Origin of the sequence: Pseudodesulfovibrio sp. 7M6 (assembly GCF_050058625.1) — a bacterium.
Taxonomy (GTDB): domain Bacteria; phylum Desulfobacterota; class Desulfovibrionia; order Desulfovibrionales; family Desulfovibrionaceae; genus Pseudodesulfovibrio; species Pseudodesulfovibrio salinus.
In genome coordinates, this window is the sequence record NZ_CP188816.1 from 885,041 (window position 1) to 910,416 (window position 25,376).

The following is a 25,376-nucleotide window of genomic DNA, read 5'->3' on the forward strand; positions in this document are numbered from 1 at the left end:
CAACCGCTGCTTTTGCCTACCGGACAAGGTGGACGCGCCTTCGGAAATAACGGGGTGCCGACCCTGAGCATGGTTTTGATGTCTTCGGCGAACCCGGCCATCCCGGCGGCGCGCAGGCGTCATCCTGGGGCCGGATGGATGCGCCGATGATATTGCTAAAAATGTCGCCCGGCATGGGCTGTGTCGTTTTGCAGGCCACTCCCATTGCTTTGAAAGATAGGTTGGGGCAGATAGAAATTGCAAAGAATCAATTCCGCGTTTTTTCCTCGAGGACGAATTGGCCACTTCGTTTGGTTCGGGCGGGAGGCGGTCACCTGTTCCCGCGGGGCCGTACGGTCCCGTCGGACAAGAAATCAAACTTGAAGTTGTCTGGATTGATGTTGTTTTTTTTCAAGAGCGTATAAAAATTGCTGCGAGACCTGCCGAGTATGCTCGCCGCTTTGGAAATATTGCCCGCGGCCTCTCGCAAGGCGGCCTCCACCGCCTCCTTTTCGGGGTTTTCCCGAACCTCTTGCAGCTTGGGAACCTCACGAACTTCCCGGACCTCCCGAATCGCCGGAGCATACGCTTGTCGGCTCTTGGGGGTGGCTCCCGAGCAGGTGTTCGGGAAAAAATCTTCCACGCTCAGCAGCCCCTGGCGAATGTGCAGCTCGCAGCACTTCAACATTTCCCGGGCCACGAATCGGTTCAGCTCCTTTTCCTTGGCCGGGAGGTCTTCCCAGTTGACGAGATTGCTTTTCGACTGCTCTGACGCGCCTTCGCTCAGTCTTTGGTCGAGCCAGACATCGTGCAGGTTTTTTGCTATTATATCGATGGTTTTTGGATCATATCTGGCGTCCTTGAAGTCGTAGGAGATGGGCGAGGGCCTGGTCACCGGTCGTGGCGCAAGGTGGCGGAAAACCCTTTCCGACAGATCGTCAACCGAAACAGGTCCCTTCTTGTCTGCGCAGGCCACGCCTATCCATTCCAACACATGCTCGATGCCACGTACGTTCTTGGGCCAGACGGACTCGGAAAAGAGTTTGATGACGTCCTTGCCCAAGCGGATGTCGTACCCTTTTTTCGTTTTGAGCGTCTCTATGACGGATGCCGTGATTTCGGGTATTTGGTCTTTACGTTCGCGTAACGGCGGGATTTCAATGGGCTCTTGCAATATTCTATCGACAAAGTCCCGGTGCAGTTCGTTATTCCGAACGTAATCGTAAATGTTCTTGTTGGAAGCGGAAATGATCTGAATATTTGCATAGTAATCTTTTTCGCTTCCGACTGGACGATAGAAACCGTTGTCGAGGAAATGCAGGAGTTTTTGTTGTATGGTTATGGGAATATCGCAGACCTCGTCGAGGAAGACCACGCCGCCATTCGCTCGCTTCACCAATCCGTCTTTGTTGCTGTCGGCACCGGAGAATGCGCCTTTGACATGCCCGAATAATTGAGACTCGAACAATTCGGGAGAGAGGCCCGAGGCGTTTAAGACGACGAATTCCCCTTTGTCCTTTTGGTGGTTCCATTTCTCATAAATATATCGCGCATAGTACGACTTGCCGACTCCGGGTTCCCCGGTGAGGAAGATGCCGTTGGGCACGATGTAATTTATTTCTATTTTTTCAAGATAGTCATGCATGGCGCGCTACCTCCCGCTTGATTCGGCTTTGGGGCGGACAGTCAGTCCATCTATAGTCAGTTGCTCTTTTTCCAGAAAGTCGTGCATTGCCTTGTCGATCCCGTCGCGTATGATGGAGGTATCCAGGATTTCCATTGAGTAATTGTCGTACACCATGACATGCCTGCCGTCCGGGAAAAAGCTGATACCCTTGTCGCTGAATGAGGATCTGCCCGTGTCCTCGGAACGGTTCCAGGTCGCGACGCGATCTCCGGATTGCGTGTCCCAGATGGTGACGGTGGAGTCATCCTGGATGCCGGCCAGGTAGTCCCCATTCGGCGAATACGCCAGCTTATCGAACTTGGCATAGCTCTCCGAAAAGAGCGTGGCGCCATGCCGACCTCGATTGACGTCGTAGAGAAGCACCTCACCATCGCCGGATTCGATCGCGGCGGCGCTCCCCGTGGGCGAGAAGACCGAACAGTGCGGGTGGAACTCGTCGAGGGAGAGAATCCGCTCTTTTTTTCCCTGCTCGTGCAGCCTGACCTTGTGGTCCCGGAAATACAGGATCGCCGGGTTGTTGGTTCGGGTCACTCCGATGGCATAGATCGCCTCCGGGGCATTGAGTCGCAGGATCGCCTTGCCCGTGATTTTTTTTTCCGGCGTATTGATGTACCTCTTGGCCTGACGCGTATAGAGCGTGTCCCCCTGCATCCAGAACAGTCGTTTTCCGGTTTTGTCGAACACCGGTTCGGGGAATTCGGGCATTTCCCGAAAAGGGTATGTTTTTCCGGTGGACGTATTGAGGAGGTTGTAGCCGTCGTAGTTGAACTGTATGGCCTGGAATTCGCTGGGGGAGTGGATAAAACGATGAAGAGATATAATGCGAATTCTGTCGGCCAGGTAGCTGCTTGCCCGTTCGGCAAAGCCGCTCTTCTCGTCGGCGAAAACGGTGTTGAATTGCCCCCACAGTTCCAGCTGTTTCCTGTAGGAAATCGCGGCGACCCATTTCCCGTCCGGAGATATGGCGGTTGCCCGGTAACCGAGATCGTTTTGATGGATGATCGTCGGCGTATAATCGTTGTTCTTGTCGAGCAGTCGCAGTCCCTTGGCGCTGCTACAGACAATCCTGTCGGAATCTTGTGCAAAATGGAAGTTTTCCAGTTTCAGATCGTCTGCTTCCCGTCTGATTTCAGACAGGCGTGGATACTGGTCGCTTCTCCGAACCAGCCCTTGTGTCGGCCAGTAAAAAAACCACGAGCCGTGCTCGAACGCATATGCCTTTGGTCTTGTTGTGTCTTTGGTGAGCACCTTGATGGACGCTTCGCCTTTGTCCTCATCCACACGTAGGTCCAATGTCCAAAAAGAACTGCCGGATTTTACCCCCAATCGATCTTCGGATAGATACATTTCGTCGATGGGTTTGTCTTTGATCTCCTTGAGATCCTGTACATTGAAGGGGAGGGTGAAAGATGTTTGGTGCTTCTGGGAAAAGCCCTTGATAACGCCGTCCGACGACAAGAGAAACAGCAGGTCGAGTTTATCCGAATAAGCCAGTCGGCAGTCCTTGTTGCCCAAATCGCTTTCGTGGGGGATTTCGTAGAGTTTCTTCATGGACGACACGTCGAAAAAAATGATGCATGTATCGTCAAGGATAACGACGTCACCGCCCGGGAGGAGCTCGAATCCCTTGAATGTGCGGGGGGAAAACGGAATATAGTGTCCCCGCACTTTACCTTTTGGGCAAATGGACGCCATCCTGAGGGTGTCGCCGTCCCAATAGGCGAAGATGTTGTCGTATCGGGAAAATTTGAGCATGGGGTTGGTGATGTCTTTGACCGGCAGTGCCAACCCTCTCATGAAGCAATTGGCTGTGATGAATTTGCCGTATGCCCTGGCCAGGTCCATGCGTTCGCCCAGTTCCTTGGCGGCGAGGAGCCTGTAGGCTTCGGCGGCCGCATCGTACCCCTGTCTTTTGACCAAGGCGGATTTCTCAAGCAGCATTGCGCCGAGCTTGTTGCGGGCGTCGCGGGTCTCTGCCTGGGCCTTGAGCATGGCCTTGCGTGCCTGGTCGGCGCTCTCCTCGGCCTTGCGGGCGTTGATTCGGGCCAGTTGTTCATTCGCTTGGGCCGCTTCCGCGTTCCGTTTGGCTTTTGCTTCGCTGGCCTGGGCTTTTTGGGCGTTGGTCTCCGCGAGTGCCGCGTTGGCCTGGGCCGCTTCCCGGCTGGTGGCGGCCAGTGTGGCGTTGGCTTCGGCGGCTTCGGTCTGCTGCGCCACAATGCGGTTTTGGAACCGCGCATAGACGAGACCGGCGATGGCCGCGATAAGCAGGGCCAAGACGATGCAAATAGTCGCCAGGAGCCGCCGCCGTCCTCGTTGTTCCTGCGCCTCGGCCTTTTTGCGTGAAATTTTGATGAAATCGGCCAGTTCGGTGGCGTCGCTACCCGACAACTCCGGCAAAATGTCCAGCGCTTCCGCCAGCTGCTTGCCCGGGGTGAGGAGCAGATCGTCCGGTTTTTGGTTCTCTTCCCAGTGAATGGCCGCCGCCTTCACCCGGCTCAGAATGCGCAAGTTCTCCCGATTTTTATCGATCCATTGGACCAGCCGTGGCCAATGTGCGAGCAACGCCTCGTGGGCGACGGTGACGAGACGGTTGCCGTCGCTGTCGGTATCCGCGACGAACAGCCGGGCATCGATGAACGCCCGGATGAAGGCGGCACCCTCGGACCCGACGGGAAAATTACTCAGAGCTGCATAGGTCCGGGTGCCCCGGCCGTCCTCCTGTGAGATGGTCAACAATTGACGGAAGACGTTGTGAAAGGCGTGCTGGTCGCTGCCGGGCAGTTGCGTGAATACGGATTCCGCCCGGGAGGCGATGGCGCCTTCCATCCCGCCCATTTCCCGGTAGGCGGCAAGCAGCAGCCGACCCGAGTGTGCAGACTGTTCCCGGCGCTCATAGAGTTCTTCCAGGGTGAATTGCAGCAGGGAGAGGCTTTCCGGGCTGGCCGATGCGGCGTCGCGCAGGATGTCGTCCAGCCGTTCGCCCGTGTCGGGGTCCCACTCATAGGAAAGCCCGGCGGCAATGGCCGGACGGCGTATCATGTCGCCGATTTCCGAGGGCGAGGGGGCCGGGAGGTCATACTGCCCCGGACCCGCCTTGAGTGCGGCCAGCTCGGCCGATTCCAGGACCATGGGGTAGAAGTCGCTACGCAGGGTGGTGAGGATGGTGATGCGCCCGCAGGCGGCGGCCGTGTCCAGAATGTTGCAGAACGCGGATTGCGTCTCCTTCGCAATCTTCTCGTGGAACAATTCTTCCAATTGGTCAACGTGGATGACCAGATGGACCGGCCCGGCGGGCAACCGGGACATGGTGTCGGTGATATGTTCCACGGCCTGATCCGGGGAAGCGGTCAGGAGCCCGGCCAGTTCGGCGGCGCTCCCTTCCCGCGCGAGTTCCGGCAGGGCACCCTCGGCCAGAAGGCTCCCGGCCAGGGCGTCAATGGGGGAGAAATCGTTTGCGGAGGGGCGCATTTCCGCAATCCGCCAGTCGTGTGCATTTTCGATGACACCGGGGGTTGTGAGCATGGGCAGCACCCCGGCCTTGACCAAAGAGGATTTGCCCGCCCCGCTAGCGCCGATGATCATGACAAAGTCGCGGTTTTTCCGGTGCTGTCGGTGCAGGGCGTCGACAACTTCGCTGACGGCTTTTGTCCGGCCGAAAAAGACCGGCGCATGGCGCATATGGAACGGCTGCAACCCCCGGAAGGGCGACCCCTCGGTCCAGACCGGTCGGCCCATCTGTTCATTCGGTCCGCAGTCCAGGAGACGTTCGACGCGTTTTTGCAGGTGGATTTCCAGCTTGTTTTCAAACTCGTCCGGGGCGTCGAACAGGTGGAATGCGCCGGTGTAGCTGGCGTCCGATGCATTTTTGAACCAGCCGTCCATGAATTGATCCACGGCTTGCTTCTGTTCGAGCGCTTCGGCATGGGCAGCGTCGTCCAGGTCTTCGAAGTGTGGCGGGGTGGTCTTTCGGTAGACGAGGATTTCCGGCCTGCCGTTTTCCCGGTACCCCGCAATGGCGTCCTCCAGTTCGAATTCAACCCCGGATTTGTAGCGGGAGCCGTCTTTGCGGGTGATGTCGGCCGAAAGCGGCGTTCCCAGCCTCGACCAGAGGATGATGACGGTAATGTCCGTGTCGGAAGGGCGTGCGATCTGGGGTTGAAACGGCTCGGTGGCGAGCAGCGGTTCATACTCCCAGAGTATCGGTTCGATGGTACCGTACCCGGCAAAGGTCTGCCGCAGGCGATTGAGCACGCGCAGGGCGATGGTCCGTTCCTGAATGACATCGTGGGGCGAGCACACGAGCACCCTGATGGGCTTGCGGGTTTCCATGCTTACTCTTTCTCCGGGGCGGGACTGATGGTGTATCCTGATGTAAGCAATGCCCTAACAACAGACAGGGCGGTATGTCGATCTATACTTTTTGTCTCCTCATCCAAGTCACTGTAGTCCCGTATAAAGGGGTTTGTTCGGGTCTCCTTGCTGTATTGCGGTCCATATTCCCATTTCCGTGTGTCTCGTTGCAGTTCCAGCCAGGCGCAGTGATTCGCCTCGGCGAGTGCTTCCAGATCTATGGTGGCGCAGGACGATTTGTCGTCCGAACAGATGGTGATCATTTTTTTTGCGTCGGAGCTTTTCATTGTTGTATTCCTGTATGGTTGTGCGTGGTGTTGTTTCAGTTGTTGCGTTGTTCCGGGTCCTGCCAGGGGAAATGCTGCTTTCCGTTGTCGACCCGGCTGATGATGTAGCGGATGTCATTCCCCTCGATGGCGAAGGTGCCGTGCGTGACCATTGCAGCTGTCTTTTCGGACGAGGTGTCCACGACAATGCCGTTGGCTTCCAGGGCCTGCGCCTGCTTGGGCGCCAGGTATTCGGCGTCGAAGTCGCGGTGCATCACGATCCAGTAACGTACGGGCTTTTGGCCGTATCTTTCCAGGAACAGTTTGTCCGCCGTTCGCATGACCGGTTGGTTGCGTTGCGCCGTGCAGTCGAGCGACCGGGTCGAAAGCTCTTTCCGTGCGGCGGACCATTTGACGATCTTGTCGTCCCGGACAACGAAGGAGGCCTCTTCGAGTTCCGCCACAAGGTCCGCCTTCTTTCCCTCAAGCAGCCTTGCGCAATGCCGCCATTCCCATTTGACGTTCAGGCGCGGCAGGTATTTGCCGGTAATCCGGTCGTGTCGCTCGACCGGCTTGCGGTGGACGGGCTGCGGCGCTGTTCGGCTGGCCGGCTCTGCCTGTGCGCGGGGCGGACGAGGGGGGGCGGGCGCGGCCTGCTGCCGGGGAGGAGCGGGTTGGGCCGACTTGCCGCCGGATGCGGTTCCCCGGTGGCGGGGTTCTTGCTTCTCCGCGCTTTGGGGAGCGGCCTTGGTTTCTGGCCGGGTCGCAGGGGCGGGCGTGTCCACGGCGGCCGCTTTGATGGGTTCGGCCGGATGGATGTTGAGGACAGGGGTGACCAGTGCCGTTTGCAGGCGGGGCCACCCGAACGGCTCGGCGACGTGATCATAGCCCAGGACCAGCAGGACAAGGGCCAGGAGTGTGAGTATGGCGGCTACGTATCGCATTGTTTCACCTACTTTCTGACGGTTAACAGAATGTTGGCCAACGGCAGTCCGCGTTGCAGGCTGCGCAGGGTGTCGAACAGGGTCCCCCCTTGCATTGCCGAGGGGTAGGAAAGTTGGATGTCGAGCTTCCGTCCCTTCAAGGCGCCGAAGACTTCCGGCAGTTTCCGTTGTTGCCCGTCGAGCCGGAACCCCTTGCCGTCTTTGGTGACGGAAATGACGGTCGGCCTTCCGGTGTCGCCGGTGCCCGAGGTGGTCGTCTTCAGGGTTTCCGGCGAGTTGACCAGGAGCAGGAACACCATGAGCAGGTTCAGGCTGATGTCGAGGAAGATCGTCGTCAGGACGCTGCGTCTGGCTTCATTTTTCATGGCGCTGCCTCCGCGAATGGGAACAGGCCCGCTCCCACAGGTGGATGCTGTTGTTGTATTGGCGTTGCCGGAGTGCCCGGACCGGGCTGCCGAGGAAGTCCGCCCCCAGGCCGACGACGGCGCCGTACAGGCTGGTTGCGATGCCGATGCCGATGCCGGAAAAGAGGGCGTGGTATCCCTTGCCGGAGGCAACCGCATACATGCTCATGCAGAGCCCGAGCATGGTGCCCAGCAGGCCGAGGTTGGGGGAGCGGGAGTGCACGTTTTCCAGGGAAGCCGCCAGCCGGTCCGTGTCACTCTGGGCCGCGATGATTTTGGCCTGTGCCAGCCGGAAGCTCACGGTGCGGAACCTTCCACCCGGGCCGAGCAGACTTTCGGCGGGGTGGCCGCGGAGCCATTGCCCCGAAGTCGGCAGGGGCTTTTCGCTGTTGCCCCGGGTTCTGTTGCGCAGTCCGTAGGCCGCTTCCAGTCGGCGTTCCTTTCGCTTGAGCCGGAGAAAGTCGTACAGGTCGGCGAGGCAGATGAGCCATTGCCATGTGATGGCTGCCAGACAGAGGATACCCAGTATGTTCATCGTACCGTCTCCCGGCGGCCGCCGGATGTCCGGCGGCCGCCTTTTAAAGGGTTATTCGGTGGCTGTCGCCGTCTGAATTTCGGGGGCATCATCCTGGGAAGGCGCCGCCTGGGCGTGCAGGAACTGCTGGATGGCCTTGAAGCGTTCGTTTTGTTCCTCGATGCGCGTTCTCGTCTCGGCCTCCGCATCGATCGATTCCGTGAAGGCCAGGGCGGCGGTGTAGGCCTCGCCCCGCATGCTGGTGGCGTTGTCGTTTGCCAAGGCGTGTCCGGGGCAGGACAGGGAGGCCAGCATGGTGGCCGCGATGAGTGTTCTCTTGCCGATATTCATGGTTTCCTCCTAGATGTTGTCGTGGACCTGGGTCAGAATCTTGTGCAGTTCCTGGGCGATGCGCTGTTCCTGCGTCATTTCCTGCTGGTCGTTCAGTATGCGGCCGATGAAGGCGAACCTGTTGTCTTCTCCCGTGATGGCCGGCGCGAATGCGTAGAGCGCGACCAGGAGGAGCAGACCTCCGATCAGGGACATCAGCATCTTTCGTGACATGGGTTAGCCCTCCTCCTTCATCTGGGTGAGCAGTTCCTTCAGGTTGGGGAGCGGCGCTCCCAGGCCGGGCAACTGGATCGTTTGCTCGCTGCCGTTCAGCAGGGCCATGGCCTCCTGCTGGTTGCGGCCGGCCGTTTGCAGGGATTCGGTCAGTTCGCTGAGGTCGGAGGCACGCTCCGCCAGTGCCCCCAGCCCTTCCACGCCGTTCATGAATTCCTTGTGCGCCAGGCCGTCGGCCATGATCTCGCACTGACTGGAGAGGGTGGTCTTCAAATTATTGAAGTGGTGGCTCGTGATGCGGCAGCGCGCACTGTAGCGGGCGAGCCAGCGGGAGACCTGTTCGGTCGTCTGCTTCTGGGTGCGGAGGTTCTTGGCCCGCAATTCGCTCAGCTTGATTTGCGCTTCCGCCGTGGTCATATCGGAGAGGAGCTTGTAGCATTCCTCCTCGACCTCCGGAGGAATGTTGTCGAGCGAAGTGAGTCCCTTGGCGATCTTCTTGAGCTTGGAGCGGCTGTTGTTGTAGAGATTGCGCTGCATATTGCGTGAGGCCTCGGCGGCCTTGCCGCGCATGTCTATGAGCTTGACGGCGCGCATGGAGTCCTTGGCGACCGCCTCGATATGGGCAGCCACTTCCCGGCTCTCTTCCGACAGCTTTTCCATGATGTCCTTGGCTTCCGAGAAGTATTGCGCGAGCTGCATGTAGGCACGGGCCCGGTTTTCCTCCGACTGGTCTTCGCTCAGGGACTGGACGACCTTGTCGACGCCGTTCAGGCGTTCTTCCAGGCTCGCCTTGAGTTCGCCCCGGATCGCTTCGCTTTTGGAGGTGATCCGGTCCACAGCGTCCTTGATGCGCGGCAGGCTCTGGAACTGCTTTTCCCGTAAGGTCGACTGGTTTTCGGCCGCGGCCCGGGCGATGCACACGGAAGCGAAAAGGGTGATGATGAGCACCAACAGCACGGTTCGGGTTCTTGTCTTCAACATGGTTTTTTCCTCCAAGGTTAAAAATTGATGTCGAGGTCGTCCAACGAGTTCAGAAAACGGTTCTGGAACGAGGACGACCGACTGAATTGGATCGTCGAATTTTCGGGGAGCCTCGGAAAATTCGTTGATTTTGTGGACCGCACGACGAGGTTTCCGTCCTCGACGAACGCGATGCTTCTCTTGTTGATGCGCCGGGCAAATGGTTCGGCGACGTAGATGTGGAGGTGGACGCCGTCTTCGGCCAGTTCGCGGTTGGCGACGATGCCGACGATCATGCCCCGCATGGTGACAACCGGAAGCCGGGTTTCCGGCGCTGTCGCGGCGGCAATTTGGTAATGGCTATATTGGGAAAACAGGGCAGGAATCTCTGTGCGTTGGGAAAGCCATGCGGCCACAAGGCAGAGCCCTACGACAATTAGCAACATAAGTGAGCAAAAGTATTTCATCAGGTGCCTCCGTTGGGTTTTGCTTGGGATAAAGCAAGTGCTGTTCCATCTATGTAATTACCTGGAATACTGTACTTTCAATCTTTAGCCATTCCGCTTTGCATTTCGATATGTCCCGTTTTGTACTTATTTGCTGCAAAGTGAATGCATTATAATACAAAAAAAGACAGTTCTGATGTGGGGCGGCGTCCGGCAAATCGGTTCAGGAGCCAGGATGAACGTCAGACGCCCGAAGGGGTGGGTTCAAGTCCCACTAGGAGGTACGTTCAATCTTAAATGCAGGGTTTGTGCTGTGCTGGGCTTGTTCCGAAGGAGTGGGGCGAAGAAAGGTGCATCCGGCTAACGCATCTTTTTGACAAAATGAAAGGACATGGCGTCCAACCAATGAAAGCACGACCAATCATCGATAGGAATACGCTCCATGTCCATGCGCTTCGTCTATCCTGCCTTTGCTCTGTGAGGCTATTTTTCCGGTGACCGGGTTCCATCGCTGGCAATATCACCCTGAATGTTCAGCTTGAGGACGGCCAGGTCTGTTGCCCGTGTTGTCGCTCCAGAGACATCCGCCGACACGACTTTACTAGAACGATGAGTTCAGACGATGACCATCGGCTTCAAATCCCTTTGGCTGGTCGTCTCCGTGCAACGGGTGGAATACCGTAATTACGGTGTCGTCCGTCTGATCGACATTCAGCTCGCAGAGCCGGGACGCTGGCATACCGAGACATTTGAACCTTACGCCCTCGTTTTGGCAAAGAAGATGATCATGCCGGATGTCGCCGACCTGCTCGGCGTCGGATGTGACACCATCAAATCGATCTTCAAACGATATCTGTATCGCCGTTTCTCAAAGCCGGCTCTTGGAAAGCTTTAATATATAGCCTTCAATGAAATCAGCAGCAGGAGGGGGCAGAAATTTCAAACGTTGTTTGTATGGACCTGGTGCTGTCAGGGAAAAGCTGACGGACGCCGCCATCGAGTTTGACCGTTCCATGTGGTCAAACTGATGCATGAAAAGATCACCCAGATACGACGCCAACTCTGCCGGGAACACGGTGGGTTTTCCTGAAGCACCGGGGAAATCTGGGTGAAAGTCATGATGAAAAGCAGCGCCTGGACAAGGCGTTACGACCGGATCGCCAAGCCTGAAGCCTCGGAGATACATCCCTTGTTGGTCATGGCGAGGACCGTGCCGCATACCGTTTCCGTATTCTGCATACTACGACCACCCCATCTTATCAGGCGCAATCGAGGGCACAAGCCACAAAAGCAAGACGCTAAAGCGGCAGGCCTACGGATACAGGAATACGGAATTCTTCAAACGCAACAGCATGGGCATTCATGAAGCGAAGTACGCTCTAACCGGATGAACCACAATAAAGGGCGGCTGGACGGTTGGCCTGATGGCTTTTTCGATCAAGGGCGGATGAATAAGGCTGAGTTAGCTGGGTTTTAAGATGGAAGTGCTTGAACTTTGTTTTAATTGCCTTAGTTTGTCGGCGGAGAATCAAGTCTCTGCCTTCGAGCAATTCTGTGACGCCATAGAAGGAGCTCGTCTGCTCGCAGTTAGTTGCTATGGTGGAAAATGGTGTATATATTATAATACAGACTGCCCTGGAGAAATTGAGCTTGCGGTTGGATACACTATAAAAGATTTTTATGCAGAGTTGCTGAAAGAATCTCCTGAAAATGCAGATTTCTTTTTAGAACTAAGCGATAAAGCTCCATATACGGAATATTTTGAAGAGATACAGCTATATAACGCTTCTGTTTTTTCGTACAGGGTAAATGGATGGCATCATGATATAGCGCTACATCGACTAGCTTTGCTTTGGGGGATGTTTTTGTTTGGCCTCCCTAATAACGGATGGGATGGTGCGGGAATTTAGTGCTATAGGGATGGCTTTCCGTCTTTGATGTTGAAAAATATCTGTAGCTTAGAAACGGGACGTCAGCATGTACGAGTAGATGAAACTCGACAAAGGACGTTTGATTTGGATTCTTGCAGAGTATATGTATATTATAGTGACCATCCTCCGCCGCATATTCATGTTAGGAGTGGTGAATCAAATTGTGTATACAATATCAATTGGGTAGGTTTTTGGTTGGCAAACAGGATGAGTTGCAAGAAACTTGGATTGCCTTAAACCATTCAATTCACTGACAGATTCTACGTTCGAGTCCTGCCTGCAAGTCTGCTGGCCAGTCGCTCTGCTCTTAGGTGCGTATACCGCTTCAGCATTTGCAAATTTTTGTGTCCAGTGATTTCGGCAAGCTCCAGGATGTCCAAGTCAGTGTTTTCGAACAACCTTGAAGTCGCTTCATGGCGGAGGTCGTGAAAGGTTAGGTCTTTCAGCTCAGACTCTTCCCTTGCGCGTCTCATGGCGATGGTGATGGCGTTCTCGCTCATCCCGAATACTGAGCCGCCGATTCTTCGGGGGAGGGCTTTTAGTATTCCTAGAGCACCAGGTGAGAGGGGGACCGTTCTCTCAGTCTGGTTTTTGGTTTCAGCGAGATAGGCGGTCTTGCCCTTTTGGTCGATGTTTTCCCATTTCAGGTTGGCGATTTCGGCGCGGCGCATGGCCGTTTCGATGGCGAACTGAACCACCGGGCGAAAGCGTTTGCTGCATGCTTCCAGAAGGCGTTTTTCTTCGCTCTTTTCGCCTTCCGCTTGAGCTGGTTGCAAGCGGCGGGTTCTTCCTCCGGTAAGCTTGGGCTTTCTGGCGCGCTTGACCGGGTTGCTCAGGCTTTCCATGCCCCAATCTGTGGCAGCTACTTCGAAGAGGCGAGAGAGTATGGCTAGGTCAAGGCGGATGGTGTTGGGCTTGACCCCCTCATCTTCACGTTCTTTGATGAACTCGGCAATGTGCTTGCTGCGGATGCTGGCAAGGAACAGGTTGGCTATCTCGCGCTGCTGGATTGCCTTTGCTCGGCGAGTCTCGTTGGCGACCATTTTGAGGCGTGGAATGTATTCCTCAATGAAACGGTCCAAGGCTTCAAAAAGCGTGGTCGATTCCGCTTCCTTGCGGGAGACGAAGACTCCGCGATCCATCTCGTTTTCGATGTCCCGCGCCCATTGCTCGGCATCGGTCTTCCGCTCAAAGGTTTTGCTTTGTACGGGATAGCCCTTGCGCCTAATCTTGGCTTGCCATTGATGCTTTCCGCGTTTGTGGATGGTTGCCATGAGTAAGCCTTTTTTGAGTATGGCGTGTTTAGTCTAATTCGCCAATGTACCAAAGGTTATTCTGCCATTCCCAGTCGTCATCTTCATCACCCAAAAGTTCAAAGTAACCTTTTATTGTAAGTCCTGCTGGTATGATAAGGTGGTTCTTTTTTACCAAACTTTGGTTTTCAGGCATTTCATTCCATGTTTGAAATTTGGAATTTCTTGTGAAAAAATTAGAATAATATTCCTCACCAAAAAAGATGGTGATTTCTGAGTACCAAAGACTGGTTTCGTTGATGTGTGCAACAACTCGAGTCTTTGTGTTTGATTTGGGCTTGATTGAAATCAAATGCTCAACTTTATCAATCATGGCTTGCATGCAGGCCTTACGGATCCTGTCAGGTGTTTTGGGGGATTCAAGAAAGTCTTGTGCGACAGGGAGGTGGGTGTGCCAATAGCCACAATTGGGAGAGTCCTCTTCCGGAAAAGTCATTGGATTTTTTAATATCCCTTCAAGCATTGAAGACGTTTTTCTTTTCAATCCTCGAACTTTCGCCTTGTTGGATTTTTCTAGTGCGATTTTTCGCAATTTGTCCTTCTTTTTGATCGTTTTGTAGGGGCGTTAGCCCAATTGCAACATGCGCTTTCGTTATACACTGCGATTTTAGAGCTGCTGTCTTGATCGCTTCGGTATCCATTGGCGTTCCCTCTATCACTGTCCCAAATTTGTCTCAAAAACTATATCAGACAACAAAAAAAGGGTCTAGCAAGCTGCTAAACCCTTGATTTCGCTGGAGCCAGGAATCAGAATTGAACTGACGACCTACTGATTACGAATAGGTCGGCGGATGGCTTGAATAAAGGGTTTTCTGGCGAGAGGGACCCGATAGGGACCTCGGAAGTTTGTGAAGGTCGGTTTTGTGCAACGCCGGTTTTCTTCTTCAGAATGCCTCAATACCCGCGCGGTTCCTGAGACAAACACCAATCAAACAGCCGTCCTGCCGGATGCCGTTTCCGCCTGTTTCTGAAATCGAAAAGTTTTGAAAAAGCCGGGAAACCTGCCTGGGCATTGTGACGCACTGACTTTTGGTCAGTAGGTCAATGCCCGTTAAAACTGGCACAGAGTTGCAGCCTTTTGCAAAGCGCGCAAAAAGGGCAATAGCTTGAAGCGCCTACAGTCGTCACCTTTTCGGGGTGGGATTGCGTATCCTCAAACTTGCACAAAAAAGGGTCGAAAAAGCGCGAAAGCGGGAGCGGAGGAGTGATTTTTCTGGGGGGATGGGGTTGGTGAGCGGAGGAGTTGTATAGTCCTCGCTGATTCTATATCGTTCGCTTCAGACTGAATAATCAGGAGAATCAAATGCCCTGTTGCATGTGTGAGAAGCACGAATGGAAGGACCCGCAAGAGGTGGTGTACACGGACCCGGAGGATGGGAAGGAGTATTGTTTGTTTCATGCCCCGGCAGAGCACAAGGGGATGGACGTTGATGATTTTAATGCGCAGGTGTCGGAGCGGATCCAAGCGACCATTGATCTAGAAGATGAGGAGGCTCGATGCGACTTGAGCGGAACCATTTTCCCGGGGAAGATTTGTTTCGATAAGGAGTGTAAACTCCCGGACATCTCTTTCTCTTTTTGTGTGTTTGTTGAGGGCGCAGACTTCCGCTCCGTCAAGTTCGGGGGGGCCGCATACTTCCGCTCCGTCAAGTTCGGGGGGGCCGCATACTTCGACTCCGCGGAGTTCAGGAGGCACGCAAAGTTGCGCTCCGTCATATTCGGGGGGGGCGCATACTTCGACTCCGCGGAGTTCAGGAGGCACGCAAAGTTGCGCTCCGTCATATTTGGGGGGGGCGCAGACTTCCGCTCCGCGGAGTTCGGGGGGTACGCATCCTTCCGCGAAGCCAGCTTCGGGGGGGCCGCAAAGTTCCGCTCCGTCAAGTTTGGGGGGTACGCATCCTTCAGCGAAGCCAGCTTCGGGGGGATCGCTTACTTCGTCTCCGCGGAGTTCGGGGGGGCCGCAGACTTCCGCGAAGCCAGCTTCGAGTGGTACGCATTCTTCGGCTCCGCCAAGTTCGGGGGGAACACAGACTTCGGCGAAGCCAGCTTCGTGAGGGACGCATCCTTTAGTTTAAGCCAATTTGCGAAGGAAACTGTTTTCAAAGCTATCACATTTAAGGGCTCGCCCGACACTACTCTTTATTTTTCCAACTGCACTCTCCCAGCAGAAATGCTTACCTTTCAGGACTGTGACGACCTGTCGCATCTTGATTTGAACGACCAGATGGACCTTGCCAATATTCGTTTCCATGAGTGTTCCTGGGGAGACAATGGCCGTATTCAGTTGCGCGTAGAAGATAAGGCACTTTCGCCCACCCGCGACTTATACCAGCGGATGAAGGCCAAGTATAAGGATGAGAATAACGAATACGAGGCCTCTAAGTGGCATGTGGCGGAGAAAGAGGCGCAGTTGAAGATTTTGGCTCGAAGCAAGGGAGAGACTTTCAACTGGTGTATGCTCTGGCTCTACAAGTTGGTGAGTGGCTTCGGGGAGAATCCTGGGCGGGCTTTTGGAGTGTTGGCGTGCCTGCTTGTGGTGCCGTTGCTTTTTTGCATTATGGATATCGAGGCGAATTTCTTTGGGTTGATTTTTCACTCCCACCAGGTGGCTGAACCTATGGTTCAGTGGTTGAAATTTGTTCCTTTGACCAGGGCCATTACAGGGGGTGAGCCGGGGTATCTTCGGGTGCTGATGTTTTTCTGGCAGTTGCTCATCACCCTCCAGGCCGCGCTGTTCGCCTTTGCCCTTCGCAACAATTTCCGGCGCTAATATCCCGCCATACATGAGGAGAAACCGATGCCCTGCTGCATGTGTGAGAAGTACAAATGGAAAGACCCGCAAGAGGTGGTGTACACGGACCCGGAGGATGGGAAGGAGTATTGTTTGTTTCATGCCCCGGCAGAGCACAAGGGGATGGGCGTTGATGATTTTAATGCGCAGGTGTCGGAGCGGATACAGGCGACCATTGATCTAGAAGATGAGGAGGCTGAATGCGACTTGAGCGGAACTATTTTCCCGGGGAAGATTTGTTTCGATAAGGAGTGTAAACTCCTGAACATCTCTTTCTATTTTTGTGTGTTTGTTGAGGACGTAGACTTCGGCGAAGCCTGCTTCGTGGGGAACGCAAACTTCCGCGAAGCCAAGTTCGGGGAGAACGCAGACTTCAGCAAAGCCAGCTTCGGGGGGAAAGCATACTTCAGCAAAGCCAGCTTCGGTGGGGTCGCATACTTCGACAAAGCCAGCTTCGGGGGGCTCGCAGACTTCAGCAAAGCCAGCTTCGGGTGGCTCGCAGACTTCAGCAAAGCCAGCTTCGGGGGGCTCGCAGACTTCAGCAAAGCCAGCTTCGGGGAGATCGTAAACTTCCGCTCAGCCAGCTTCGGGGGGGTCGCATACTTCGACAAAGCCAGCTTCGAGGGGAACGCATACTTCATCGAAGCCAGCTTCGAGGGGGTAACTATTTTTCGAGCTATCAAATTTAAAAACTCCCCCAGTGAGTCTGCTGAAGACAGCCCGACAAAGACTTTTGATTTCGCCAACTGCACTATCCCAACACAAAAGCTTACATTCAAGGACTGTGACGACCTGTCGTATCTCGATTTGAGGGGCCAACCAGACCTCACCCATATTCGTTTCCATGAGTGCTCCTGGGGAGACAACGGCCGTATTCAGTTGCGCATAGAAGACAAGGCTCTTTCGCCCACCCGTGATTTCTACCAGCGGATGAAGGCCAAGTATAAGGCCGAGAACAACGAGTATGAGGCCTCTAAGTGGCATGTTGCGGAGAAGGAGGTGCAGCTCAAACTGCTAGCGCAAAGTAAAGGTGAGCAGTTCAATTGGATTATGCTCGACCTGTATAAATCCTCCAGTGGATTTGGTGAGAATCCGTTCAAAGCTTTCAAGGTGCTTTTGGCGCTAATCCTGTTTCCATTGCTATTGATGTTGGTCGTTACAGCGGTGGTTGCGGTGGCCGATATTCAAATAGATTTCTTTGGGTGGAGTTTTCATCCATCGCCTCCAGGGAACATGCTTGGTGAATGGAGGAAATTTATCCCTTTACTCGGAAAACTCGGCTCAGGGGACGGGCCTTTTGGCCTGTTGCAGATATTTATTGCTTTTTGGCAACTCCTTATCACCCTTCAGGCCGCGCTGTTCGCCTTTGCCCTTCGAAACAATTTCCGGCGCTAGGCCCATTTTTAAGACGGTATTTAGTGAACTTGGCATTTCAACCAAGCGAGTAAGGCATGCAAGATAAAGAGTACATAGACTACCTCAAGCGTCGCCAAGCCGAATTACTTACCAATCCTATTCCGAGCTGGAAATTCTGGATTTCAATGGTAGGGGCTCTGGTTGGGCTGGTTGCGCTTATCCGCCTTATTGACGAAAACCTCATTATGGGAAGTATTGCCGTCGCTGGGATCGGGTTGGGAATATGGGGAGGGTATGGAGAATTCCTCGCCAAGCAAGAGTTGCGACACATAGAAAGAGAACTCAGGGACCTTGAATAGAAAAGCCCCCGGCAGTGATCTCGCTGCCGGGGGCTTCTATTACGCGTCTTGGTTCCTCGTGGGGGGATCGTCTTGCAGGAGGAACGGCTGCATGGCCATGGTGGATTCTTCGATGATTTGGGAGAGCACGAAGAGGGTGCTGGTCAGGTCCTTGGCCGTGGCTGTTTCCGAGAGGATGGATAGTTCCTCCAGGGCGTAGCCGATGCTTTGCAGGCGGCAGAGCGCCTTGTGCGGGGGCAGGGGCGTGAACTGAGGGTGGGGCGTGTGTGCCATGGGGTGACTCCTAGAATTGTTTTGAATCGGCATTGCAAAACGCAAAATGCCGGGTGGTCAAAACAGCTCCAGGAACTGCGGGCGTGTTTCCCCGAAGGGTGTTGTATTCAGCCCCCACCCGGCATGAAGATCAATGCCGTTTGTGTCCCCTTTTCATTGGACACAAAAAAACCACTTCTCACGGGGGTGGCAGCCGCCTAGATGGTGTTTTGAGCACCAAAAGCAGTAAGCCATGCCGGGAGGGGACCTGTCAAGTCATGCCTCCAAATATCGGGCGGCAATCTCCTTGAGTTCGTTGGCATATTTATAGATGTCGTTGAGCGAGTCGAGCGGTTTGCGCTCTTCCTTTTTTTCGGCATCAAAAAGCCCGAGGTATTTTTGCGTGGTATTGAAATGCAGCCGACAAAGGGGCTTACGGTTGTTATCGTCGCAAATTATGCCGCAATAGCTTTGCTTATCCCGCATAAAGATTCGTTCAGGGGCGATGGTTTCCCGCAGAATGGATTTAACGATGAAATAGCCTTCGATTTCCTCTTCTGTCGTGATGATTTTTGAGGCTGTTTCTTCTACCTCCTCTTCTTCCTCCTGCTGTGGGCGGGGCGGAATATTTTCACCAACTCTTGTCATGGCGTTTTTCAAGCGTTCATCGATTTTTTCGTTGATATAATCAGTGGCGGCTTGGGCTACACGACAACGAAATTCTTCGATTACGTTGGTCATAAGTCGGCCGGTATAGATGCGGGATGCGAACAGGCGGACGAACTCATCGCCGGGTTCGTTAAGTTCTTTGGCGAGATGGGTTTTTATCTGCCTTGTATATTTTAAGTTTTGTGCCGCACTGAGCGTTGAATCTTCATTGAAGACTTCGGAGGCGAGTTTTGCAAGTTCCGGGATGAGCGTTTCATCGACATGGGAAAAGTCAAAAATCATGAATGGCTTTTTATCCATGATGTTCGGTTGGTCCAAGTCGGAATAAAACTCGTAGATAATTCCATCGGTCAGAACGCCAACCCTCGCCGTGGGTGTGTTCTGGAAATATCGATGCAACTGGTTTGCCTTGCCGGAATCCAAATTCGCGCCGCATGCCTTGCATTCGAAAAGCATGATAGGCTCGCCATCTTGTTTTATGGCATAGTCTACTTTTTCTTTTTGTTTTGTGCCGATGTCGGACGTGAATTCAGGAACGACAACGCGGGGATCGAATGGATCATAGCCCAATAGTTGCAAAAAAGGTTGGATGAGGGCGTTTTTGGTGGCCTCTTCAGTTTTAAGGTCATCTTTGAGTTCGTTAACCCTATTCGAAAGTTCGGTTACCTTTGCGGAAAAGTCCATATTTCCTCCTGATTTTGGACAAGATTATTTGAATTGATATATCTCCTGTTGTGATTTTGCAACGAGGCAAAAGAGCCTCTGGCAGCGAAACACTGCCAGAGGCTCTTTTGAGGGATGTCGGGATTTTTTACCCGTTGATGCTATCCAACTTCCCCTTCAGCGTGCCCACGTTCCCGGAGTGCGTTTCGATTGTGGCGTCGTTGTCCGGGGCCACGCTGCTGTTGTGGGTGTGGATGGCGATGGCGTGCAGGGCGCACCGGACTTCCTCCATGAAGTCTATGATGGTCGGGAGCAGGCTTACTCCTGCTCCGGGGCGGCCTATGCGGACGGTCATTCCTTCCAGGTTGATGAATGGCGCCGTGATCCTTTTGTTGCCGTTTACGTTCTCTGTCGATTCCCCGCCCACGTCGGCTGTGTGGTCGCCGCCGGTTGATTCCGTCCGGTCCTCGCCAACGTTCTCGGTGCGGTTGCCGATGGTGGTTTCTTCCAGGTTGCCCTTGACCTGGGCGAAGTGGTCCCGCCCGGCTACCTCGTGCCGGTCCTGGGCGGCGGTCAGGGTGAAGTCCCGCGCCGTGATCAGGTTGATGTTATCTGCTGCTACCAGGTTGGCGGATCCGCCGGAGCGGAGGCGAAGCGCGCCCAGGGCCTCGATGATTTTGAAGCCGCCCACTTCCTCGGTGCTGTTCTCGTGGATCGTGCGCAGCTCGCGCGAAAACGTGTCCAGGTTCTCCACGGCCTCGGCCTCGCGCGTGAAGGCTTTGTCGGTGATGGCCCCGTCCGTCTCGCGGCTCCAGTTGCCGTCTTTGTCCACGGTCTGGAATACCGCCGGGGACTGCTGCCACCGCTGCTGGCCCATGAGGACGCCGGGCAGGCTCAGACCCTGGGGATATATCTGGCGGACCAGCGGATGGTCGGGCCGCCCGTAGGCAAAGCCTATCTCCACGATGGTGCCCGGCTCCGGGAAGCCGAAGAGCCCGGCCTCCTGGCCGCAACCCACCGGCACCGGCAGCGGCACGGCCTCATATATCGGGAAGGCCCCGTCCCGTTCGCCTTCCGGGGTCAGGATCTCCAGATCCACGGCATAGCGTGGCCGGAATCGTTCGGAGGTTCCCCCTTCGCCGGGGGCGTCGTTTACGGCCAGCACGCGCGCCAGGCGCGGGAGGTGCAACCCGGCGGAGAGTTCCGGGAAGAGCTTCAGGACAATTTTTTTTACAACGTCTTTGAGCATGTCGTCACCATCTTGTGTTCCTTGATGTCCACGCCCACCACGTATTTCTCGTTGAGCCTCACGCCGGGCCGTATCTGCGGAAAGACAACGGATTGTTTGCCGCCGGTTGCCGTGACCTTGTCGAAGACTTCCTCCGCCAGCGTCACCGGCCTGGTTGCCCACCGGGAATCCTGCCAGGAGCCGACAAAGACTTTCCCATCTCCCTGCTGTTGCCAGATATAGTCCTCGATGCCGAAAACCGTGCCCAGGGAGTCGATGCCGTGGAATCCGTCGCCCAGAGTGTAAAAGGCCGGCACCTTCCTTTTCGCGTAGTTTCGCTCCGGCACCACGAACTGGAGCCCGGTGCGGTCAGTGTACCACTGGACCACGTCGAGCAGGGTGGGGTGGCGAAGCGCGACGGGCAGGCGCACGAACAGAACAGAGGTCAGCTCCCGGCACCGCAGCCGCTGCTGCTTGGCGTCCACGGTTTCGCTCGCGCGGATTACGCCGATGAAATAGACCTGGTCCCGGTCCTGGGTGGAGTAGCCCATCTCCAGCCGCACATGCCCGGCCAGCGGCGTGGTGCTTTGCACCTGAAATATCGCCCGGCCCGGCGAATGCAGGGACAAGTGAATGTCCTCATCCACGATCTTGACCGGCGCATCGTTGACAAACAGCGTCTTGCGGAGCTTCATGCCAGCGCCTCGTCTATGACCTTCAGGACCTTTTCAATGAAGGTTGCCGGTTCCTCCACGGCCTGGGCCGTCTCGGCGGGTTTGTTTTCCTTCGTGGTGGTCCCGTCACTGGTCTGGGCCACCGGCTCCGGCTTCTTCTCGCGCTGCTCCACCCGTTCGGGGTTGGAGAGGTATTCCTTCAGGGTGAAGGACACGTCCCACGCGCGCAGCCCGTCTTTTTCCTGAGCGCTGAAATTCTCGGCAAAGCGGACCTGCCGGATGCCCATGGCATTGGCGGTACTGTTGGTGATGGTGTAGACCTTGCGCTCTCCGTTGGTCTTGGCTTCCGCCACCCTGGTCAGCTGTTTCAGGTCGGCCATGTCCTGGAACTTGATGACAAGGGATACGGTCAGCTTTTTGGCCTTGGTCCCCTTGTCCACCTCGTCCGTGCTGCTCGTCTCGCCGGAGGCGTCGGCGGCTTTGATGGGCATGGAACCGCCGATAATCAATTGATGGCCGGGGACGTTGTAGTCGTTCAGTCGCAAGAGGTTCATAAGCCCAGCAGCTCCCGGAAAAAGGTCATGTCTACGGCGTTGCCCAGCCAACAGCACACGGCGGCGAGTTTGTAGCCCTCGACGGGCGGCAGGTTCTCCCGCAGCTGGCGGTGGATGCTGCCGACATTGCCGTCCAATACCAGCCCCAGCCCCTGGCCGCTTTTCAGGGCGTCGGTGATGGTGGCCCAGGCCGTTTCCAGCTCCTGGAGGTGGGCGCGCTTCTTTTCGATGACGGCGGCCAGCTCCTCCTCCGGGCGGGTGTTCTCCAGGTCGTAGCCCTCGGCCATGCCGAGCAGACCGCCTAGGGCTTTTTCCAGGGCCACGGCTTCAGGGTGCCGGTGCGCCTTTTGGTCGGTCCATGCGGGATGGATCGGGCCGGTTGCCTGGACGAACTTGTCCGGCTCCAGGGTGGCGAGCCATCCCGCCCGACGTTCGGCCAGTTGCAGCTCCGTAATGGGGAAAACAGCATTGAACGCCGCCAGCGTCCCGGCAAATCCGGCATTGTCCACGCCGCGCAGGAGCAGGAACACGCCGCGCAGGTTGCTCCCGGCTTGCAGGTCCTTGGGGTCGGCCAGCTTTGCGGCCATGCCATCCACGGCCTGTTGTGGGGTCAGGTAGGCGTAATCTCCGCGCCGGTCGCCCAGGGGGTGGATATACGGATGCACACACACGAACCGGCCACCGGCCTGCAGCAGGCCATTCATGGACGCGCGCAGTCCGGTCACATTGGCGGCGGTGGCGGCTGCCGGGTTGGTGGCAATGGTCGCGGATCCTTTGACCGCGTCCAGCCGGGCCAAGCTGTTGTCCAGTTCGCCGGGAACGGATGAACGGCAGCCCTGCAGGCCGTCGAGGACAGTCTGTAGGGAGGCGGGCAGGGATATGGAAACGGAGGGCCAGGACATGGGCTACTTGTCCTATTCTACGGTCACGGCATCAATGTCTTCCAGGTCCGTCATGGCTGCGACACTGGCACGGGTCTCCCGGAGAATGGTGGCCGATGCCTCCAGGGCGACCAGCTTGTCCAGATCATCCGGGCTTCGGTCCTCTCCGGCGGCATCGGCGGCCAGGATCGCGCGGAGCGGGCGCACGGTCGCCTCGTCCAGGACGGCCAGGGCGGCGTCGATGTCGGCCAGTTTTGCATCCCGAACCGTGTCCACTATCCCGTCGATCAAAACGGGGGAAGGATGAATCTGCACGACACCATCCACGACCGTCTCCACGGTATCGCCGCCGGTGTAGCGGGTCGCGTCATAGTCGGTCAGGACCTCCACGGCCTCCACACCGGCCTCAGCCAATCGCGCCACCCATTCTGTGGTGGTTTCAATGGCACGCTGTGCCAGCCAGCCTCGCGGGTGTTGGATTCCGGCTTCGGTGGTGATGGCTGCGGCCACGCCTATAGTGGCCGTTGTCAGCTCGGATCCCCGCAGGGTAATGCCTGCCGCGTATCTGTACTTTTGCATCATGCCTCCTAATACATCTGTACGGCTATAGAGTAGCAGCCATCCAAGCCGAAATTTTGTGGAATGTTGTCGCGATATATATCAATGTCTTCGCCGCCATTGCCCGAAGCTGCGCCCCACAGGTGGCCCTGTTTGTCAAAGGCAATATCTTTGTATCTGTACCAGTTGGCTTGCAGCACGGCATCCGCATACACGCCTTTGGACGTAGGGATGGCCCACACAGCGCCGTCAGGGTTGATAGCTAACCCATAATAGTTGCAGTATGAGGTATTGGGCCAATCTGATTGAGCAACTTTATCCTTGTAAACCCATTGGTCGGCTATGGCCCATACAGCGCCGTCTATTGGGCTGATGGCGACACGCCGAAACGTTGTATTGGGCCACCCCTGCATGACGTTGTTACACGCGATGTCACCCACTGTCGGGCCAGGATTAGAGGTGTCGTTATAAATCGCCGCCCAGATATTGCCGTCAGGGTCAACATGGACGCCCCTGTATCGTCGGGTTGTCCATCCCATCGCCACGCCGTCCCGGTAGATGTCGCCGTCACCGCAGACGCCTAACAAACTTCCGTCCAGATCGACGGCCAGCCCGTACCAGACGGTCTCTGCGTCCCACTCGGGGAGCTGGACACCGTTGCAGTATACGCCACCAGCCTCGGCACCTGTGTAAACATTCGCTCCCATGGCGGCGGCCATCAGCAACCTATAGTTGAACAAACTCATGCCGCCGCTCCGAAGTTGTTCAGCACAACGAATTCAATCTTCCCGGCAGGGTTGACCAAACCAATCAGCAGGTCCACGGCCCCGGCATCGGTGGACAGGTCAGGAACGGCCCGCCCCACAGGCAGCCAGTCTGAGCCATAGGACAGAACTCGTGAACCAGCACCGTCTTGGACTATCCGTAGAGAGACACAAGCGCTTGGTATAGGATCGGTTGGGTTAGCCAGAACGGTAGCGTCGGCCAGCGTCACTTGCGCATGTTGGATAGCACTCATATCCCAGGCAAGGGTGGCGGCCCATTCCAGGGGCGTGACCTCAGGATATTGCGGGGCCGTCCACTTGTGAGCAGCGTTCAGCAGGTCCGTCACATCGGCAACGGTATGCTCGTGATCCGTAACGGCATACCCCGTGTGCGTGTGGTCCTTCAGGGCCACGATGTCCGCCATGGCCCCGGCCATGGTCTTGGGGCGGGTGTCGGTTATGGCCCTGTCGGCGGCAATCTCGGCTATTTTCTGGCCGAAGTGCTTGTCGTTGGTTCCGTCCACGTAGTCGCCGGGATCGGCATAGACTACCTTGGATACGGCTACGCGGTCGGAGCCTTGCGGCTGCAGCGCCACGTCCAGGTAAACGTCGGCAGGCAGGGCCGGGGCCAGGATCTGCTCCGCAAGCTGCTCAATGCGGATGCCCTCGACGTAGCCGAGGCCGGGTTGCAGCTTGAAGGTCCCGGCATCGTCAACGATGAGGAAACCGTCGTCAAAGAAGCAGGCCCCGCCGTAAATGTCGAAATTGGAGAGCCGTTCCCGTTCGTCGATGCCCTTTAGCCGGGCCGTAAAGTCGAGCTGCCAGGTGGAGGCCTCCACCGTGATTTGCGTTGTCGCCTGCAGGCCGGAGTATTCCAGCATGAAGTTGCGGGTCAGGGCGTTGCCCATGGTCGGATGGGCCGTCTTCCACTTGGAGAGCGTCGGCAGGTAGGCGATGGCGACCACGACGTCGTCCGCCGAACTGTACAGCCCGATCCAGTTGAAATCGAAGTCCCCGATGTCGGAGGTCAACAGCATGGAATAGACCACCTGGTTCGGGTTTATGTACCCCTTGCCTTCCGCCGGAATGGTATACTCGTGGACGATGTCCCCGGCATCCGGCTTGCCCTCGGTACGGTCCACCGCTGCCGCCGGATCCACCCCGGCCACGTTGGCGAGGAGAAATCGGTCGATGACAAGCGGGGCTTCCTGGTTCTGTTTCAGGGCGATAAGGGCTTCGCCTGCGTTGGTGATGGCACTGCTCATGTTG

At 56.1% G+C, this 25,376-nt stretch carries 29 protein-coding genes; 8 read left to right on the forward strand and 21 right to left on the reverse strand.

Annotated features, from left to right (window positions below):
* Window positions 1–310 precede the first annotated feature (310 nt).
* Genes ACI0FG_RS04035 through ACI0FG_RS04080 form a run of 10 tightly spaced genes read right to left on the reverse strand, consistent with a single transcriptional unit; the run spans window position 311 to window position 10,135 of the window.
* A complete protein-coding gene (locus tag ACI0FG_RS04035; protein WP_419787278.1) occupies window positions 311–1,624 on the reverse strand; it encodes a sigma 54-interacting transcriptional regulator in 1,314 nt (437 codons plus the stop codon).
* A 6-nt stretch (window positions 1,625–1,630) separates the two neighbouring features.
* Window positions 1,631–5,995: an AAA family ATPase gene (locus ACI0FG_RS04040; protein WP_419787279.1), complete on the reverse strand. Its 4,365-nt coding sequence runs from the start codon at window positions 5,993–5,995 to the stop codon at window positions 1,631–1,633.
* 2 nt (window positions 5,996–5,997) lie between these two features.
* A complete protein-coding gene (locus ACI0FG_RS04045) occupies window positions 5,998–6,303 on the reverse strand; it encodes a RyR domain-containing protein (protein WP_419787280.1) in 306 nt (101 codons plus the stop codon).
* 35 nt (window positions 6,304–6,338) lie between these two features.
* A complete protein-coding gene (locus tag ACI0FG_RS04050; protein WP_419787281.1) occupies window positions 6,339–7,226 on the reverse strand; it encodes a hypothetical protein in 888 nt (295 codons plus the stop codon).
* 8 nt (window positions 7,227–7,234) lie between these two features.
* A complete protein-coding gene (locus ACI0FG_RS04055) occupies window positions 7,235–7,591 on the reverse strand; it encodes a hypothetical protein (protein ID WP_419787282.1) in 357 nt (118 codons plus the stop codon).
* Window positions 7,581–8,165 carry a MotA/TolQ/ExbB proton channel family protein gene (locus ACI0FG_RS04060; RefSeq protein WP_419787283.1) on the reverse strand — a complete coding sequence of 195 codons (585 nt, stop codon included), beginning with the start codon at window positions 8,163–8,165 and terminating at the stop codon, window positions 7,581–7,583. Before ACI0FG_RS04060 ends, ACI0FG_RS04055 begins: the two co-directional genes overlap by 11 nt.
* 51 nt (window positions 8,166–8,216) lie before the next feature.
* Window positions 8,217–8,495 (reverse strand): hypothetical protein, encoded by a 279-nt coding sequence (locus ACI0FG_RS04065; RefSeq protein WP_419787284.1) that lies wholly within the window; start codon window positions 8,493–8,495, stop codon window positions 8,217–8,219.
* A gap of 9 nt (window positions 8,496–8,504) precedes the next feature.
* A complete protein-coding gene (locus tag ACI0FG_RS04070; protein ID WP_419787285.1) occupies window positions 8,505–8,708 on the reverse strand; it encodes a hypothetical protein in 204 nt (67 codons plus the stop codon).
* A gap of 3 nt (window positions 8,709–8,711) precedes the next feature.
* Entirely contained in the window at window positions 8,712–9,689 is a 978-nt protein-coding gene (locus ACI0FG_RS04075) for a hypothetical protein (protein WP_419787286.1), read from the reverse strand.
* Window positions 9,690–9,706: 17 nt separating this feature from the next.
* On the reverse strand, window positions 9,707–10,135 hold the full coding sequence (locus ACI0FG_RS04080; RefSeq protein WP_419787287.1) for a hypothetical protein: 429 nt from the start codon (window positions 10,133–10,135) through the stop codon (window positions 9,707–9,709).
* 601 nt (window positions 10,136–10,736) lie between these two features.
* Between ACI0FG_RS04080 and ACI0FG_RS04085 the strand changes: the two genes are divergently transcribed.
* The 5 genes from ACI0FG_RS04085 to ACI0FG_RS04105 all read left to right on the forward strand — a co-directional run bounded on the left by ACI0FG_RS04085 (window position 10,737) and on the right by ACI0FG_RS04105 (window position 12,282).
* Window positions 10,737–11,009, forward strand: a complete 273-nt coding sequence (locus ACI0FG_RS04085) for a transposase family protein (RefSeq protein WP_419787288.1) — start codon at window positions 10,737–10,739, stop codon at window positions 11,007–11,009.
* 373 nt (window positions 11,010–11,382) lie between these two features.
* The gene (locus tag ACI0FG_RS04090) at window positions 11,383–11,505 is read left to right on the forward strand and encodes a hypothetical protein (protein ID WP_419788350.1); all 123 of its coding nucleotides are present in this window, start codon (window positions 11,383–11,385) and stop codon (window positions 11,503–11,505) included.
* The gene (locus ACI0FG_RS04095; protein WP_419787289.1) at window positions 11,502–11,591 is read left to right on the forward strand and encodes a DUF3696 domain-containing protein; all 90 of its coding nucleotides are present in this window, start codon (window positions 11,502–11,504) and stop codon (window positions 11,589–11,591) included. The genes ACI0FG_RS04090 and ACI0FG_RS04095 overlap by 4 nt, the downstream gene beginning before the upstream one ends.
* A gap of 1 nt (window position 11,592) precedes the next feature.
* Window positions 11,593–12,024, forward strand: a complete 432-nt coding sequence (locus ACI0FG_RS04100; protein ID WP_419787290.1) for a hypothetical protein — start codon at window positions 11,593–11,595, stop codon at window positions 12,022–12,024.
* 27 nt (window positions 12,025–12,051) lie between these two features.
* Window positions 12,052–12,282 carry a DUF4160 domain-containing protein gene (locus tag ACI0FG_RS04105; RefSeq protein ID WP_419787291.1) on the forward strand — a complete coding sequence of 77 codons (231 nt, stop codon included), beginning with the start codon at window positions 12,052–12,054 and terminating at the stop codon, window positions 12,280–12,282.
* 23 nt (window positions 12,283–12,305) lie between these two features.
* Here ACI0FG_RS04105 and ACI0FG_RS04110 read toward each other — a convergent pair whose 3' ends face one another.
* Complete coding sequence (locus tag ACI0FG_RS04110; protein ID WP_419787292.1) at window positions 12,306–13,319, reverse strand: tyrosine-type recombinase/integrase; 1,014 nt, start codon at window positions 13,317–13,319, stop codon at window positions 12,306–12,308.
* 28 nt (window positions 13,320–13,347) lie between these two features.
* On the reverse strand, window positions 13,348–13,890 hold the full coding sequence (locus ACI0FG_RS04115) for a DUF3916 domain-containing protein (protein ID WP_419787293.1): 543 nt from the start codon (window positions 13,888–13,890) through the stop codon (window positions 13,348–13,350).
* A gap of 771 nt (window positions 13,891–14,661) precedes the next feature.
* Here ACI0FG_RS04115 and ACI0FG_RS04120 point away from each other — a divergent pair.
* The 3 genes from ACI0FG_RS04120 to ACI0FG_RS04130 are packed head-to-tail and all read left to right on the forward strand — an operon-like array spanning window position 14,662 to window position 17,864.
* Window positions 14,662–16,128: a pentapeptide repeat-containing protein gene (locus ACI0FG_RS04120; RefSeq protein ID WP_419787294.1), complete on the forward strand. Its 1,467-nt coding sequence runs from the start codon at window positions 14,662–14,664 to the stop codon at window positions 16,126–16,128.
* Between the two features lie 27 nt (window positions 16,129–16,155).
* Window positions 16,156–17,544, forward strand: a complete 1,389-nt coding sequence (locus tag ACI0FG_RS04125; protein ID WP_419787295.1) for a pentapeptide repeat-containing protein — start codon at window positions 16,156–16,158, stop codon at window positions 17,542–17,544.
* Between the two features lie 56 nt (window positions 17,545–17,600).
* Window positions 17,601–17,864, forward strand: coding sequence for a hypothetical protein (locus tag ACI0FG_RS04130; RefSeq protein ID WP_419787296.1), 264 nt, complete (start codon window positions 17,601–17,603; stop codon window positions 17,862–17,864).
* Window positions 17,865–17,903: 39 nt separating this feature from the next.
* Here the strand turns inward: ACI0FG_RS04130 and ACI0FG_RS04135 are convergent, their stop codons facing one another.
* The 9 genes from ACI0FG_RS04135 to ACI0FG_RS04175 all read right to left on the reverse strand — a co-directional run bounded on the left by ACI0FG_RS04135 (window position 17,904) and on the right by ACI0FG_RS04175 (window position 25,372).
* Complete coding sequence (locus ACI0FG_RS04135) at window positions 17,904–18,137, reverse strand: hypothetical protein (RefSeq protein ID WP_419787297.1); 234 nt, start codon at window positions 18,135–18,137, stop codon at window positions 17,904–17,906.
* 255 nt (window positions 18,138–18,392) lie between these two features.
* On the reverse strand, window positions 18,393–19,469 hold the full coding sequence (locus ACI0FG_RS04140; RefSeq protein WP_419787298.1) for a type I restriction endonuclease: 1,077 nt from the start codon (window positions 19,467–19,469) through the stop codon (window positions 18,393–18,395).
* A gap of 127 nt (window positions 19,470–19,596) precedes the next feature.
* Window positions 19,597–20,697 carry a bacteriophage T4 gp5 trimerisation domain-containing protein gene (locus tag ACI0FG_RS04145; RefSeq protein WP_419787299.1) on the reverse strand — a complete coding sequence of 367 codons (1,101 nt, stop codon included), beginning with the start codon at window positions 20,695–20,697 and terminating at the stop codon, window positions 19,597–19,599.
* The gene (locus ACI0FG_RS04150; protein WP_419787300.1) at window positions 20,679–21,371 is read right to left on the reverse strand and encodes a hypothetical protein; all 693 of its coding nucleotides are present in this window, start codon (window positions 21,369–21,371) and stop codon (window positions 20,679–20,681) included. Before ACI0FG_RS04150 ends, ACI0FG_RS04145 begins: the two co-directional genes overlap by 19 nt.
* Window positions 21,368–21,904, reverse strand: a complete 537-nt coding sequence (locus tag ACI0FG_RS04155; protein ID WP_419787301.1) for a DNA-binding protein — start codon at window positions 21,902–21,904, stop codon at window positions 21,368–21,370. The genes ACI0FG_RS04150 and ACI0FG_RS04155 overlap by 4 nt, the downstream gene beginning before the upstream one ends.
* A complete protein-coding gene (locus ACI0FG_RS04160; protein WP_419787302.1) occupies window positions 21,901–22,806 on the reverse strand; it encodes a hypothetical protein in 906 nt (301 codons plus the stop codon). Before ACI0FG_RS04160 ends, ACI0FG_RS04155 begins: the two co-directional genes overlap by 4 nt.
* 12 nt (window positions 22,807–22,818) lie before the next feature.
* Complete coding sequence (locus ACI0FG_RS04165; protein WP_419787303.1) at window positions 22,819–23,364, reverse strand: hypothetical protein; 546 nt, start codon at window positions 23,362–23,364, stop codon at window positions 22,819–22,821.
* 8 nt (window positions 23,365–23,372) lie between these two features.
* On the reverse strand, window positions 23,373–24,089 hold the full coding sequence (locus ACI0FG_RS04170) for a hypothetical protein (RefSeq protein ID WP_419787304.1): 717 nt from the start codon (window positions 24,087–24,089) through the stop codon (window positions 23,373–23,375).
* Complete coding sequence (locus ACI0FG_RS04175; RefSeq protein WP_419787305.1) at window positions 24,086–25,372, reverse strand: phage tail protein; 1,287 nt, start codon at window positions 25,370–25,372, stop codon at window positions 24,086–24,088. The genes ACI0FG_RS04170 and ACI0FG_RS04175 overlap by 4 nt, the downstream gene beginning before the upstream one ends.
* Between the last annotated feature and the right edge of the window lie 4 nt (window positions 25,373–25,376).